Annotated in this window: 16 protein-coding genes; 12 read left to right on the top strand and 4 right to left on the bottom strand. The window is 71.6% G+C overall.

The features are described 5' to 3' along the window. The 4 genes from uraH to RKD23_RS08575 all read right to left on the bottom strand — a co-directional run bounded on the left by uraH (position 1) and on the right by RKD23_RS08575 (position 1,692). On the bottom strand, positions 1-414 hold the full coding sequence (gene uraH / locus RKD23_RS08560; RefSeq protein WP_424853122.1) for a hydroxyisourate hydrolase: 414 nt from the start codon (positions 412-414) through the stop codon (positions 1-3). 2 nt (positions 415-416) lie between these two features. Beyond that, on the bottom strand, positions 417-929 hold the full coding sequence (gene uraD / locus RKD23_RS08565) for a 2-oxo-4-hydroxy-4-carboxy-5-ureidoimidazoline decarboxylase (protein ID WP_424853123.1): 513 nt from the start codon (positions 927-929) through the stop codon (positions 417-419). A 152-nt stretch (positions 930-1,081) separates the two neighbouring features. After that, on the bottom strand, positions 1,082-1,444 hold the full coding sequence (locus tag RKD23_RS08570) for a helix-turn-helix domain-containing protein (RefSeq protein WP_404032655.1): 363 nt from the start codon (positions 1,442-1,444) through the stop codon (positions 1,082-1,084). Further along, a complete protein-coding gene (locus RKD23_RS08575; protein ID WP_404032658.1) occupies positions 1,441-1,692 on the bottom strand; it encodes a hypothetical protein in 252 nt (83 codons plus the stop codon). Before RKD23_RS08575 ends, RKD23_RS08570 begins: the two co-directional genes overlap by 4 nt. Positions 1,693-1,858: 166 nt before the next feature. Between RKD23_RS08575 and RKD23_RS08580 the strand changes: the two genes are divergently transcribed. From RKD23_RS08580 to RKD23_RS08635, 12 genes are all read left to right on the top strand, one after another. Next, positions 1,859-2,896 (top strand): lytic murein transglycosylase, encoded by a 1,038-nt coding sequence (locus RKD23_RS08580; RefSeq protein WP_424853124.1) that lies wholly within the window; start codon positions 1,859-1,861, stop codon positions 2,894-2,896. 97 nt (positions 2,897-2,993) lie between these two features. Then, positions 2,994-4,067, top strand: coding sequence for a sigma-70 family RNA polymerase sigma factor (locus tag RKD23_RS08585; protein WP_424853125.1), 1,074 nt, complete (start codon positions 2,994-2,996; stop codon positions 4,065-4,067). A 93-nt stretch (positions 4,068-4,160) separates the two neighbouring features. Next, positions 4,161-5,084, top strand: coding sequence for an ABC transporter ATP-binding protein (locus tag RKD23_RS08590; protein WP_424853126.1), 924 nt, complete (start codon positions 4,161-4,163; stop codon positions 5,082-5,084). Next, positions 5,081-5,851: an MlaE family ABC transporter permease gene (locus RKD23_RS08595; protein ID WP_424853127.1), complete on the top strand. Its 771-nt coding sequence runs from the start codon at positions 5,081-5,083 to the stop codon at positions 5,849-5,851. The genes RKD23_RS08590 and RKD23_RS08595 overlap by 4 nt, the downstream gene beginning before the upstream one ends. Positions 5,852-5,855: 4 nt before the next feature. Continuing rightward, a complete protein-coding gene (locus RKD23_RS08600; RefSeq protein WP_424853128.1) occupies positions 5,856-6,653 on the top strand; it encodes an MlaE family ABC transporter permease in 798 nt (265 codons plus the stop codon). Between the two features lie 5 nt (positions 6,654-6,658). After that, entirely contained in the window at positions 6,659-7,891 is a 1,233-nt protein-coding gene (locus tag RKD23_RS08605; RefSeq protein ID WP_424853129.1) for an MCE family protein, read from the top strand. Then, positions 7,888-8,919, top strand: coding sequence for an MCE family protein (locus tag RKD23_RS08610; protein WP_424853130.1), 1,032 nt, complete (start codon positions 7,888-7,890; stop codon positions 8,917-8,919). Before RKD23_RS08605 ends, RKD23_RS08610 begins: the two co-directional genes overlap by 4 nt. Next, a complete protein-coding gene (locus RKD23_RS08615) occupies positions 8,916-9,911 on the top strand; it encodes an MCE family protein (protein ID WP_424853131.1) in 996 nt (331 codons plus the stop codon). Before RKD23_RS08610 ends, RKD23_RS08615 begins: the two co-directional genes overlap by 4 nt. 35 nt (positions 9,912-9,946) lie before the next feature. Then, the gene (locus RKD23_RS08620; protein WP_424858198.1) at positions 9,947-11,014 is read left to right on the top strand and encodes an MCE family protein; all 1,068 of its coding nucleotides are present in this window, start codon (positions 9,947-9,949) and stop codon (positions 11,012-11,014) included. Continuing rightward, positions 11,011-12,282, top strand: a complete 1,272-nt coding sequence (locus RKD23_RS08625; protein WP_424853132.1) for an MCE family protein — start codon at positions 11,011-11,013, stop codon at positions 12,280-12,282. The genes RKD23_RS08620 and RKD23_RS08625 overlap by 4 nt, the downstream gene beginning before the upstream one ends. Further along, complete coding sequence (locus RKD23_RS08630) at positions 12,279-13,475, top strand: MCE family protein (RefSeq protein WP_424853133.1); 1,197 nt, start codon at positions 12,279-12,281, stop codon at positions 13,473-13,475. The genes RKD23_RS08625 and RKD23_RS08630 overlap by 4 nt, the downstream gene beginning before the upstream one ends. After that, a complete protein-coding gene (locus RKD23_RS08635; protein ID WP_424853134.1) occupies positions 13,448-13,954 on the top strand; it encodes a hypothetical protein in 507 nt (168 codons plus the stop codon). Before RKD23_RS08630 ends, RKD23_RS08635 begins: the two co-directional genes overlap by 28 nt. The last annotated feature ends 44 nt before the right edge of the window (positions 13,955-13,998 follow it).

Consider the following 13,998-nt stretch of genomic DNA (forward strand, 5'->3'; position numbering starts at 1 on the left):
CTAGCTCCCTCGGTAAACGGAGTAGCCGAACGGGTTGAGCAGCAGCGGCACGTGGTAGTGCTCGCCCGGCACGACGGCGAACGTGATCGCCACCTCCGGGAAGAACACACCGGTACCGCTGTCCCGATTCGCGGGGGCGTCCTGCTGCGCATCGGCTTGCTTCTTCGCAGATTCTGCAGTTCTTTCGAAGTACGCCTCGACCGCGAAGTCGAGCCGTACGTGGGTCGTCCCCTCCGGCAGGTCCGGAAGGTCCTTGCACCGGCCGTCCGCGTCGGTCGCGGAGCCGCCGAGCGCCTTCCAGTCCGCATCGCGGCCGCTACGGGCCGACAGCTGGACGGCGACGCCCGCGGCGGGACGTCCGACGGATGTGTCCAGGATGTGCGTGGACACGGAGGCGGTGGTGCTGGTGCTCATTCTCAGGCGTCCTCTTCGACGAGTCGGGCCAGTCGGATGCGGTTGATCTTGCCCAGCTCGGTGCGCACGGTCTCGCGCTCCTGCTCCGGCGAGTTGCCGATCCGCTCCTTGACCGCGTCCCGCATCTGCTCGCCGGTCCTGCCGGTGGCGCAGATGAGGAAGACATGGCCGAACTTCTCCTGGTAGGCCAGGTTCAGTTCGAGCATCTCCGCCTTGAGGTCCTCGGAGGCGCCGGCCATACCGCGCTGCTCGCGCGCCGAGGTGGGGTCGCCCGGCTTGGGGCGGCCGATCGGCGGGTGGCCGGCCATGGCCTCGGCGAGGTCCTCGGCGGTCAGCTCGGCCGTGGCGGCGTCGCTGGCGCGGTAGAGGTCCTCAGGGGTGGCGTACGGGCGGGCGGCGAGCAGCCGCCGGCCCCATGCCGTGGAGGCGCACGCCTCGTGGAGCGCGGCGGAGGCCGCGTGCTCCTCGAGCGCGTTGAACCGGGCCAGGCCCGGCGGCGTGGAAGTGGAAGTCACGGGAGCCTCCGTGGCCGGAAACGGCCTTCGTGCTGAACGGGCTGCGGATAGCTAACGCCCTCCGAAACGCCACGTCAACACTTTGTTGAAAATTCGGGGTTACGGACCCGGGTCCCCCGTGAAACGCCCCCTCATGACTCCCTCGTGGCTTCTTACGACTCCTTCTCGCGGTTCAGGTAGTTGTAGACGGTGAACCGGCTGACGCCCAGCGCCCCCGCCACCGTCTCCACGCCGTGCCGCACCGCGAAGGCACCCCGCGCCTCCAGCACCCGGACGACCTCCTGCTTGGCCTTGCGGTCCAGGTCGGCCAGCGGCTTGCCCCGCTTGCGCTCCATCGCGGCCAGGATGTGATCCAGGGAGTCCGCGAGCTGCGGCAGCCGTACGGCGACGACGTCGGCGCCCTCCCAGGCGAGCACGACATCGTCGGGGCCGGCCTCGTCCGGCGGCAGCAGCTCCCCGCCCATGGCGTCGACCAGCGGCTTGACCGCCGTGATGAACGGCTCGTCCCCGCTCACTCGGCACCCTCCGCGACCACGTTGACCTGCAGCGAGACCCGGGTGGCCCCGGCCTGGAGCGCCTTGCGCAGCAGCGCGTCCACGGCGCTCAGCACCGCGTCGGCACCCCCCTCCGCCGTGTTGCCGAAGGGACCGACGTCCACCTCGTCCAGCTCCGCGGCCTCGATCACCTCACGCGCGGCGAGCGCGTGCGCGGGCGCCTCGTCGAGGTCGAACGGCTCGGTCGTGAACTCCACTCTCAATCGCACGCGCCCAACCTAACGCCCCGCACGCGGGTTCCGGCAGCGGTTGCGGCCACCGGGCGACTGACCGGTCGGTCCGGGCGGCGGAAGGCGTCCCGGGAGTTCCCGCGACGGAACCGGGCCCGCGCGCCGTAGAGCGGATGACAGACAGTCCGCAGGGAGGGGTCGCACAGTGACAGGGCACAGGGTCGGCAGAGCGGTCAGAGGAGCCAGGGGTACGGCGGCGGCGGTCGTGGCGATGGCCGCGCTCACCGCCTCGCAGCCGCCGGGGGCGGTCCCGGCCAGGGCGGTCGCGCCGCCGCGCCAGGCACCGGCCGACGAGGGGCCGAGCGTGTCCGGCGACGCCCCCTACCGCAGGGACCTGCCCCCGCTGAACGTGGCCGAGCGGTCACCGAGGCCCGTCGCCGCGCTGCCCGCGAGCGTGTTCGCGGCCTACCGCCGCGCCGAGGCCGAGCTGGCCCGCACCGACCCCGGCTGCCGGCTGCGCTGGCAGCTCCTGGCCGCGATCGGCCAGGTCGAGTCCGGCCAGGCGGGCGGCGGCCGGGTGCGGCCCGACGGCACGACCGCGACCCCCATCCGCGGGCCACGCCTCGACGGCCGGGGCTTCGCCCTGATCGAGGACACCGACGACGGGGCCTACGACGGGGACACGGTGTACGACCGTGCCGTCGGGCCGATGCAGTTCATCCCGTCGACCTGGGCGTCCTGGGGCGCGGACGGCAACGCCGACGGCCGCGCCGACCCGCACAACGTCTACGACGCCGCCCTCGCCGCCGGCCGCTACCTCTGCGCGGGCGCCCGCGACCTGTCCGACCCGGCCGGCCTGGAGCAGGCGATCCTCGGCTACAACCGCTCGCGCGCCTATCTGCGCACGGTCCTGGCCTGGTACGGCTACTTCCTCGGCGGCCACCGGGTCGTCCCGGACGCGGGCCCGGCGGGCGCTTCCCGCACGTCCGAATCCCGCGCGCCGCAGCCCCGTACGTCCGCATCCCCCACGCCTTCCGCCCCCGCGACGTCGTCGCCCCCGGCCTCTCCTCGTACGGTGCCCAGCCCGGCGCCGTCCACAGAGCCCGAGCCGAGCACGCCCGCACCTCGCCCCACCCTGGCCTCACCGGCCCCCTCGGTACCCCTCGGCATCCCCACCGACGACGTCCTGCCCGACGTCCCTGAGCTGCCCGGAGGCCAGGAGGGACCGTTGCCGACTCGATAACCGCCGCCCCCTCCACAACCGCGGATACTCGGCGGTAATGTCGCCACCCGCCGGTCGGCACCGCACCCGACCGGTGGGTGAGCGCGAAGGGGCCCTCATGGCGACGACGGACCTGCCGACGAAGGCGGAGATTCAGGCCGCACACGACCGCTGGCAGACCATGTGGAGACACCGGGAGCAGTTGCTGAAGGTGGCCCGCCGCCGGTCGATGTCCCAGGAGGACGCCGAGGACGCCGTGCACGAGGCCATGCTGCGCGCCGCCGAACGCCCCGACCTGGACGACGACCGGCTCCCCGCCTGGCTGACCACGGTGACCATGCGGCTGTGCGTCGACCGGTACCGCCAGGTCAGCCGGGAGGCCGAGGTCCACCGCAGCCCGACCCTCCTCGCGCCCGGCCCGGTGCCGGTCGAGGAGGCCGTGTGCGACCGGGCCGAGGCGAGGTGGCTGGCCCGGCGCAGCGGGGAGCTGCCCGCCCGGCAGGCCGAGGCGCTGCGGCTGAAGTCCGAGGACCTGGACGTGAGTCAGGTCGCCGTCCGGATGGGGCTCAGCTACCGGACCGTGGAGTCCCTGCTGGCCCGGGCCCGCCGGACGCTGCGCAACTCGCTCGCCGGCACGCTGGGGCTCGCCCTGTTCCTCCTCGGGCGCGGCCGGCCCCGCCCGGGCGTGGTCGCCACGTCGGCGGCGGCGACCCTGGTGGTGGCCGGGTTCGCGCTGCTGCCCCACACCGGCCCCTGGGACCGGCAGGGCACGGCACCGTCCGAGGCGTCCGTCTCCCCCGCCCCCGAGGCGGCTCCGCGGGAGCGGCCGTACGGTGAGAGCGCGGGAGGCACCCCTGACGTGCGGCAGGCACCGGACGCGCGCCCGTCCTCGGCCCCGCGCACGATGGCGCGTGCCGGGGAGCAGCCGCTGCTTCCGCTGAGCGTGCCCTCGCTCGCCGTGCTGTCACCGACGGCGGGGCTTCCGACGGACGAGGTGCACGAGGTGGTGCCCCAGGTGCCGGGCGTCCCGGGCCTGCCCGAGGTGCCCGGTCTTTCGCCGCAGGGCGTCGCGCCCGCCCCCCCCGATGTGCCGGAGGTGCCGGAGCTCGTGGACGTACCGACCGCCGCAGAAGGCACGCAGATCCCAGACGCCCCGGCCGTCCCCGAGAGCCTCTCCGACCGGCTCCCGTAGAGCCTTCGGAAAAAAGTTCGCTTCCGCCGCGACGGACGCCCCGCCCCTCCCCGTAGAGCAGTCGAAAGGGCCGCTGCTGAAGGGTGGGACCGGATGGGTGTCGAGATCTGTGTGGAAGGGCTGACCAAGTCCTTCGGACACCAGGTCATCTGGCAGGACGTCTCGCTGACGCTGCCCGCCGGTGAGGTCTCCGTGCTGCTCGGGCCGTCCGGCACGGGCAAGTCGGTGTTCCTGAAGACGCTCGTCGGGCTGCTCAAGCCGGACCGGGGCTCGATCAAGGTGGCCGGCAAGGACATCACCAAGCTGCGCGAGCACGACCTGTACGAGGTGCGGAAGCTGTTCGGCGTGCTGTTCCAGGACGGCGCGCTGTTCGGGTCGATGAACCTGTACGACAACATCGCCTTCCCGTTGCGCGAGCACACCCGTAAGTCCGAGTCCGAGATCCGCCGGATCGTGCTCGAGAAGATGGACATGGTCGGCCTGATCGGCGCCGAGCGGAAGCTGCCCGGGGAGATCTCCGGTGGCATGCGCAAACGGGCCGGTCTGGCCCGGGCGCTGGTGCTCGACCCGGAGATCATCCTGTTCGACGAGCCGGACTCGGGCCTGGACCCGGTGCGCGTGGCCTACCTCAACCAGCTCATCGTCGACCTCAACGCGCAGATCGACGCGACCTTCCTGATCGTCACCCACGACATCGCCTCGGCCCGTCAGGTGCCGGACAACATCGGGCTGCTGTTCCGCCGCGAGCTGGTGATGTTCGGGCCGCGCGAGAAGCTGCTGAGGAGCGACGAACCGGTCGTACGGCAGTTCCTGAACGGCCGGATGCAGGGGCCGATCGGCATGGCGGAGGAGAAGGACGCCGCGCAGGTCGAGCAGGAGCTGAAGCAGATCGACGACACGGGCGCGCCGCCGGAGATGACCCCACGGCTGCTGCCCGGCCCCGGCATCACCCGGCCGCCCCGCTGGGAGGCGATCGCCCGGCGTGAGGCGGAGCCGAAGGCCGAGGAGGACGCATGAGCCTCTCCCCCACCGCCGCCCTGCGCCACTGCGGCGACCTCTTCGCGATGGCGCTGGACATCCTGCGAACGCTGCCCCGACGGCCGTTCCAGATAAGGGAGTTCATCCAGCAGGCCTGGTTCATCGCCTCGGTCACCATCCTCCCCACCGCCCTGGTGTCGATCCCCTTCGGCGCGGTGATCGCGCTGCAGATCGGCAGCCTGACCCGGCAGCTCGGCGCGCAGTCCTTCGCGGGGGCCGCCTCCGTGCTGGCCGTGCTGCGGGAGGCCTCGCCGATCGTGACCGCGCTGCTGATCGCGGGCGCGGGCGGCACGGCCATCTGCGCGGACCTCGGGGCACGGAAGATCCGCGAGGAGATCGACGCGATGCAGGTGCTCGGCATCGACCCCGTGCACCGGCTGGTGGTACCCCGGGTGCTGGCGTCGATGGTGGTCGCCGTGCTGCTCAACGGGCTGGTGTCGGTCGTCGGCGTGGCCGGCGGCTACTTCTTCAACGTCGTCCTTCAGGACGGCACCCCCGGCGCCTATCTGGCCTCCTTCACCACGCTCGCCCAGCTGCCCGACCTGTGGGCGGCCGAGGTGAAGGCGCTGGTGTTCGGGGCGATCGCGGCGATCGTCGCCTCGTACAAGGGACTGACGGCGAAGGGCGGCCCCAAGGGGGTGGGGGACGCCGTGAACCAGTCCGTGGTGATCACTTTCATGTTGCTGTTCGTGACGAACTTCGTGTTGACGGCCGTGTACTTCCAGGTCGTTCCGCAGAGGGGGTGAGCAGATGCTGCACAGACTTGAGGAGCTGGGCTCCCAACTCGTCTTCTACGGCCGCTCGTTGGCGTGGACCGGCCGTACCCTGCGCCGCTACAAGAAGGAGGTGCTGCGGCTGCTCGCCGAGGTGAGCTTCGGCCGGGGCGCGCTCGCGGTGGTGGGCGGCACGGTCGGGGTGATCGCGTTCCTGTCCTTCTTCACCGGCACCGAGGTGGGGCTCCAGGGCTACGCGGCCCTCAACCAGCTCGGCACGTCCAACTTCGTGGCGTTCCTGTCGGCGTACTTCAACACCCGGGAGATCGCCCCGCTGGTGGCCGGGCTCGCGCTGTCGGCGACGGTCGGGGCCGGGTTCACCGCGCAGCTCGGCGCGATGCGGATCAGCGAGGAGACGGACGCCCTGGAGGTGATGGGCGTGCCCTCGCTGCCCTTCCTGGTGACGACCCGGATGATCGCCGGGTTCGTGGCGGTGATCCCGCTGTACGTGGTGGGGCTGCTGTCCTCGTACTTCGCCGCGCGGACCATCACGACCGGCTACTACGGGCAGTCGGCGGGCACCTACGACCACTACTTCCAGCAGTATCTGCCGCCGGTCGACGTGTTCTGGTCGTTCGGCAAGGTGATCGTCTTCGCGGTGCTGATCATCCTGGTGCACTGCTACTACGGCTACTACGCGAGCGGCGGCCCGGCGGGCGTCGGGGTCGCGGTGGGCCGGGCGGTGCGCACGTCCATCGTCGCCGTGAACGTCGTGGACTTCTTCCTGTCCCTGGCGATCTGGGGCGCCGACACGACCGTACGGATCGCGGGGTGAAGGCGATGAGGCTCAGGTTGTACGGGGTCGCGTTCCTGGCCGTGCTGGCGCTGCTGCTGTCGCTCGCGGTGGCCGTCTACCAGCAGGCGTTCACCTCCGTCGTACGGGTCACCCTGGAGGCCGACTCGCTCGGCAACCAGCTGGAGCGGCGCGCGGACGTCAAGCTGCGCGGGCTGCTGGTCGGCGAGGTGCGCGAGGTGCGGGCGGACGGCGGCAAGGCCGTGCTCGACCTGGCGCTGCGGCCGGAGCACGTGGCGTACATCCCGGCGGACGTGCGGGCGCGGCTGCTGCCGAAGACGCTGTTCGGCGAGAAGTACGTCGACCTGGTGGTGCCGCCCGGTTCGTCGGCCCGGCCGATCCGCGCGGGCGATGTGATCGGCCAGGACCGCACCCGGGTCGGCATGGAGCTGCAGCGGCTGATGGACGACCTGCTGCCGCTGCTGCGCACGGTCCGGCCGGGTGAACTCAACGCCACGCTCTCGGCGTTCGCGACCGCGCTGGAGGGGCGCGGCGACCGCATCGGCGACAACCTCACGCGCGTGGAGGGCTATCTGCGGCGGATCAACCCCCATCTGCCGTCGCTGCGGGAGGACATCGCGCGGTTCGCGGACGTGGCCGAGCTGTACGGGGACGCGGCGCCGGATCTGCTGGCGATCCTGCGCAACACGGTCACGACCAGCACGACGGTCGTGGAGAAGCAGGACCAGTTGGCCGCGGCCCTGACCTCGACGACCGGGGTGGCCCGTACCGCTGAGGACTTCCTCGACACCCACGGGGACCGGCTGATCACGCTCGGCCGGGTCTCGCGGCCCACCCTTCAGCTCTTCGCCCGCTACTCGCCCGAGTACCCGTGCCTGCTGGAGGGCCTGGTGCGGCAGGACGCCGCGTCCCAGGAGGCGTTCCGGGGCGGGCGGATGCGGATCACCCTGGAAGTCGTACGGCAGCGGCCCGGCTATGTGCCGGGCGAGGAGCCGGTCTACGGCGAGCGGTCCGGGCCGGACTGCCGGGGCCTGCCGCATCCGCCGGTGCCGGGACCGCACCCCCATCTGAACGACGGTACGAAGGCAGGGATCTCCAGCAGTGCGCTTCCCCCAGGCGTGTCCGCCACCCGGTCGGAACAGCGGGCGGTCTCCTCGCTCGTGGCACCCGTCCTCGGTGTGCCGGCGGACGAGGTACCGGCCGTGGCGACCCTGCTGTTCGGGCCCCTGGCCCGTGGGACGGCGGTGAGTGTCGCATGAGGTCCTCGCAGAGTACGGCCGCGCCGCTGGTCAAGTTCGCGCTCTTCGCGGTGGTGACCCTGGCGGCGACCGCGCTGCTGGCCGCCACCATCGGCGGGTTCAGCCTGACGCCGAAGCACACCTATCACGCGGTGTTCAGCGATGTGACCGGCGTGGCGGAGGGCGACGACGTCCGGGTCGCCGGGGTGCGCGTCGGTGAGGTCGAGGGTGTCCGGGTCAAGGACCGGACGCTGGCCGAGGTCACCTTCACGGTGAGCGAGCGGCGGCCGCTGCTGACCAGCACCCGGGCGGTGATCCGGTACCGCAACCTGGTCGGGCAGCGGTACATCGCGCTGACCGAGGGCGCGGGCGACGGCACCCGGCTGGCGCCCGGCGCCACGATCCCGCTGTCCCGGACCCAGCCCGCGCTGGACCTGAACGCGCTGCTCAACGGCTTCAAGCCGCTGTTCGCCGCGCTGAGCCCCGAGGACGTCAACCAGCTGGCCACGGAGATCGTCAGGACGCTCCAGGGCGAGGGCGGCACCGTGCGCAGCCTGCTCACGCACACGGCCTCGCTCACCACGACGCTCGCCGGGCGGGACAAGCTGATCGGGTCGGTGATCGACAACCTCAACTCGGTGCTGGAGACGCTCGACAAGCGCGGCGGACGGTTCTCCGGCCTGCTCAAGGAGCTGCGCCGGCTGATCTCCGGGCTGTCGGCCGACCGCAAGCCGATCGGTGAGTCCCTGGTGAGCATCGGCGATCTGACCGAGGCCACGTCGGGGCTGCTGGCGGACGCCCGGCCGCCGCTGAAGGACGACATCGCGGAGCTGACCGAGCTGACGGGGACGCTCAACGCCAACGAGAAGACCGTGGAGGGTGTGCTGAAGCGGCTGCCGAACAAGCTGAACGAGCTGACGGGGACGGCGTCCTACGGCTCGTGGTTCAACTTCTACCTGTGCGACTTCGACGGCCGGATCGTGCTGCCGAGGACCGAGCGGGTGATCCGGCCGGAGCTGCATGTGGCGCGGGCGAGGTGTGCGGAATGAGGTTCGCACGGCTCAAGCCGTTCCGTGAGCGCAACCCCGTCGTCATCGGGGCGGCCGGGCTCACCACCCTCACCCTGCTGACCGTCGTCGCGTTCAACGCCGACAGCCTGCCGGTGATCGGCGGCGGCGAGACGTACAGCGCGGCCTTCGCGGAGGCCGGCGGGCTCAAGCCGGGCGACGAGGTGCGGATCGCCGGGGTGAAGGTCGGCAAGGTGGAGGAGGTCGACCTGGACGGCGACCACGTCAAGGTCACCTTCAAGATCAAGGGTGACCCGGACTTCGGCACCGCCACCGGCGCGTCGATCCGGGTGAAGACGATCCTCGGCGCGAAGTACCTGGCCCTGCACCCGAAGGGGCCGGGGCAGCTCGCACCGGGCAGCGAGATCCCGCTGCGGCGGACCGTACCGGCGTACGACGTGGTGCAGGCGTTCAGCGATCTGACCACCACCACGGAGGAGGTCGACACCGCACGCCTGGCCAAGGCCCTGGACACGATCTCGACCACCTTCGAGGACTCCCCCGCCGAGGTGCGCGCCTCGATCAAGGGCCTGTCGAAGATCTCCCGGACGGTCGCCCAGCGGGACGAGGAGCTGCGCGGGCTGCTGGATCACGCGAACGGCGTGACCGGTGTGCTCGCCGAACGGTCGGAGGACTTCAGCGGTCTGGTGAAGGACGGCAGTGACCTGTTCGCCGAGATCAGCAAGCGGCGCAAGGCCATTCACAAACTGCTGGTCACCTCGGCCGCGCTCGGCGTGCAGCTGTCCGGGCTCGTCGAGGACGACGAGAAGGAGATCGGGCCCGCGCTCAAGGGCCTGAACCAGGTGGTGGGGATGCTCGAACGCAATCAGTCGAGCCTGGACCGGAGCGTGAAGCTGCTCGCGCCGTACATCCGGGTCTTCACCAACACCCTCGGCAACGGCCGCTGGTTCGACAGCTACATCCAGAACATGGTGGCCGCCCCGGTGGTGCCGAGGACGGGAGGCGAGCGGTGAAACGGCTCTGGAGGCACGCCCGTTGGGCCGTCCCCGTGGTGGTCCTCGCGGTGCTGGCCGTGACGCTGTGGCCGCGTGAGGAGCCGGTGCGCGTCACGGCGTACTTCCCGCGCACGGTCGGCATCTACCCCGGCTCCGACGTCCGCGTCCTCGGCGTACGGATCGGTGAGGTGAAGGAGATCGAGCCCGAGGGGGCGCGGGTGCGGGTGGTGCTGGAGTACGACGCCGGCCGCAAGGTCCCCGCCGGCGCGCAGGCGGCGATCATCAACTCCTCGGTGGTCAGCGACCGTTATGTGCAGCTGCTGCCGGTTTACCGCAAGGGGCCGGTGCTGCGGGACGGCGCGGTGATCCCCGAGTCGCGCACGGCCGTGCCGGTGGAGCTGGACCGGGTCTTCGACAGTCTGCACACCACCTCCGAGGCGCTCGGCCCGAACGGCGCCGACAAGGACGGCTCCCTCGCCCGGCTCCTCGGCGTGAGCGCGGAGAACCTCGACGGTCAGGGCGAGAACATCCATCAGACGGTCGAGGACCTGTCGTCGGCGGTGACCACGCTGTCCGACGGCCGGGGCGACCTGTTCGGCACGGTCCGCAACCTCCAGGTGTTCACGGCGGCACTGGCGGCCGACGACAAGAGCGTGCGCTCCTTCGACACCACGCTCGCCGAGGTGGCGAAGCAACTCGCGGGCGAGCGCAAGGACCTGGCGGAGGCACTGAAGCATCTGGCGACCGCGCTGGGCGATGTGACCGGGTTCGTGAAGAAGAACAAGAAGTCCCTCACCGCGAACGTGAAGGGGCTCGGCAAAGTGACCGAGGTGCTGGTCACCCAGCGCAAGGCCCTGGAGGAGCTGCTGGAGGTCGCCCCGACCGGACTGTCGAACCTCCAGAACGCCTACAACCCGTCCTCCGGCACCCTCGACACCCGCAACAACCCCCAGCAGCCGCAGGACCCGGCCGCGCTGCTGTGCTCGATCCTGCGCACGACCGAGGGAAAGACCGCCGACTGCGCCGAGCTTCGAGAGCTGTTCGACTCCCTGCCCGAGGTGCCGAAGGCGTCCGGCTCGGTCGACCGCACCCTCGGCGGAATCCTGGAGGCCCGCACATGAGAAGAGTGCGCCACGGGCTCGCCTGGGCGGCGGCCGGCTCGCTGCTGCTGACCGGCTGCGAGTTCCACGGCTGGTACGACGTCCCGCTGCCCGGAGGCGCGGCCGCGGGCGGGGACGCGTACCGGATCACTGTCGAGTTCCGGGACGTCCTGGATCTGGTGCCGCAGTCCGCGGTGAAGGTGAACGACGTCACGGTCGGTGCGGTCGAGAAGGTCGAACTGGCCGGCTGGCGGGCCCGGGTGCGGCTGCGGATCGCCGGCTCGGTGAAGCTGCCCGGCAACGCGGTCGCCGAGCTGCGGCAGACCAGCATGCTCGGCGAGAAGTACGTGGCGCTGTCCGCCCCGGCCGGCACCCCGCCGGCCGGGCGGCTCGCCGACGGCGACCGCATCCCGCTCGCCCGCAGCGGCCGCAACCCGGAGATCGAGGAGGTGCTGTCCGCCCTGTCCGCGCTGCTCAACGGCGGCGGCGTGGCCCAGCTCAAGACGATCACCGTGGAGCTGAACAAGGCACTGGACGGCCGGGAGAACCGGCTGAAGTCGCTGCTGAAGGAGCTGAACACCTTCCTCGGCGGCCTCGACGACCAGCGCGAGGACATCGTGCGGGCCCTGAAGGGCATCGACCGGCTCGCGGGACGGCTGCGCAAGGAGAAGAAGACGATCGCCCGCGCGGTCGACACGCTGCCGCCCGCGCTGAAGGTGCTCGCCGACCAGCGCAAGGACCTCACCACGATGCTCACCGCGCTGGCGCAGCTCGGAAAGAAGGGCACCGAGGTCGTCGACGCCTCGCACGACGACACCGTCGCGAACCTCCGCGCTCTGCGGCCGATCCTGCAACGGCTGAACCAGGCGGGCGCGAACCTGCCCAACGCGCTGGAGCTGCTCACCACATACCCGTTCCCGCGCAACGCCGTGGACGCCGTCCGGGGCGACTACGTCAACCTGGAGATCACCGCCGACCTGGATCTGGCGAGCATCTACGGCAACCTCGACGAGGAGCCCCCCGAGGACACGCCCGAGCTGCCGAAGACGCCAGGGCTGCCGGAGGTGCCGGGCCTGCCCGAGGTGCCGGGGCTTCCCGAGGTGCCAGGTGTGCCCGGTGTGCCCGAGCCGGTGCCGAGCGCACCCGAACCGCCGGACGGCGAGGCCCCGTTGTGCCCGCCCGTGTGCACCGGCCTCGGCGTCGCCCACCGCACCCACGGCACCCGGCCGGACGGCGACGGCATCGACTACGCCCTCGCCGAGCTGCTCCTGAAGGGAATCCTGCCGTGATCACTCGTACGGTCAAGGCCCAGCTGCTGGCGTTCGCCACGGTCACCGCGGTGGGTGTGTCGTACGTCGGTGCCGAGTACACCGGCCTGGTGGACGGGCTGCTCGGCTCCGGCTACACCGTGCACGCCGACTTCGCCGACTCCGGCGGCATCTTCACCGGCGCCGAGGTCACCTATCGCGGGGTGCCCGTGGGCCGGGTGGGCGAGCTGCGGCTGAGCGGGGACGACGGGGTGTCGTTGGCGCTGGAGATCGACGACGGGGCGCCGCGCATCCCGGCGGACGCGCTGGCGGTGGTGGCGAACCGGTCGGCGGTGGGCGAGCAGTACGTCGACCTCCAGCCGCGCCGCTCGACGGGGCCGTATCTGCTGGACGGCAGCACGATCCCGCGCGGCCGCACCCGGGTGCCGCTGCCGACGACCGAGCTGGTGGTGAGCCTGGACCGGCTGGTGAACTCGGTCGACAAGGGCGATCTGCGGGTCACGGTCGCGGAGTTGGGCGACGCGTTCGCCGGGACCGGCCCCTCCTTGAGCCGGCTGGTCGACTCCGGGAACGAGCTCGTCGAAGCCGCCTCCGCGTCGCTGCCGGAGACGATTCGCCTGATCGAGGACTCGCGCACGGTCCTGAAGACCCAGTCCGACCAGGGCTCGGCGATCCGGTCCTTCGCCCGCGATCTGAAGCTGCTCACCGCGCAGGTGAAGAGCAGCGACGGGGATCTGCGCAAGCTGATCGGCAGCGCGCGCCCGGCGGCGTACGAGGTGAACTCGCTGCTGAAGTCCCTGGACCCGCATCTGTCGGTGCTGCTGGCGAATCTGATCAGCGGCGGCCAGGTCACGCTCGCCCGGCTGCCCGGGGTCGAACAGGCGCTGGTCACCTTCCCGGTGGTGGTCTCGGGCAGCTACACGGTCCTGCCCGGCGACGGCACGACCCACTTCGGCCTGGTCGTGAACGCCGACGACCCGCCGGCCTGCACCCAGGGCTACGGCACCCGGTGGCGCGACCCGGCCGACACCACCACCCGCCCCGCGAACACCGGGGCGCGCTGCACGCTGCCGCGCGGCAGTTCCAGCTCGGTGCGGGGCGCGCAGAACGCGCCCGGCGCCCAAGGGCCCGTCGAGATCGGCTCGGCGGGCGGCCAGCAGGCCGTGTTCGGAAAGGAGTCCTGGCAATGGCTGCTCGTCGGACCGATGGCGTGAAGAGACTGCTGCACCACCCCCTCACGCTGATCGTGGCGACCGTCCTCACGACCGCGTCGGCTCTCTGGCTGGGCTTTCGGGTGTACGAGCACCGGGAGGCCGAGCAGCGCCGCCAGGACATCCTCGCGGCCGCCCGGCAGTCGGCGCTCAACTTCACCTCGCTGGACTACCGGCACTACGACCGGGACAGCGCGCAGGTGCTCAAGGGCGCCACGGGCGACTTCAAGGAGCAGTTCGCCGGGCAGGCCGAGGAGCTGACGAAGCTCGTCGCGCAGAACAGGTCGGTGTCCGAGGGGCAGGTCCTGGAGGCGGGTGTCGTCCGATCCGACGAGGACTCCGCGCGGGTCCTGGTGGTCGCCGACAGCAAGGTCACCAATGTCGCCGTGCCCGAGGGCGAGGCCCGTACCTACCGCCTGCAGCTGGACCTGGTGCTGGAGGACGGCCGCTGGCTGACCTCCGCCGTGGAGTTCGTCGGCTGACCGTCCGTTCGGCCGACCATCGGTTTCGGCTGATCATCAGTAAG

Origin of the sequence: Streptomyces sp. SAI-170 (assembly GCF_049739565.1) — a bacterium.
In the GTDB taxonomy this organism is placed as follows: domain Bacteria; phylum Actinomycetota; class Actinomycetes; order Streptomycetales; family Streptomycetaceae; genus Streptomyces.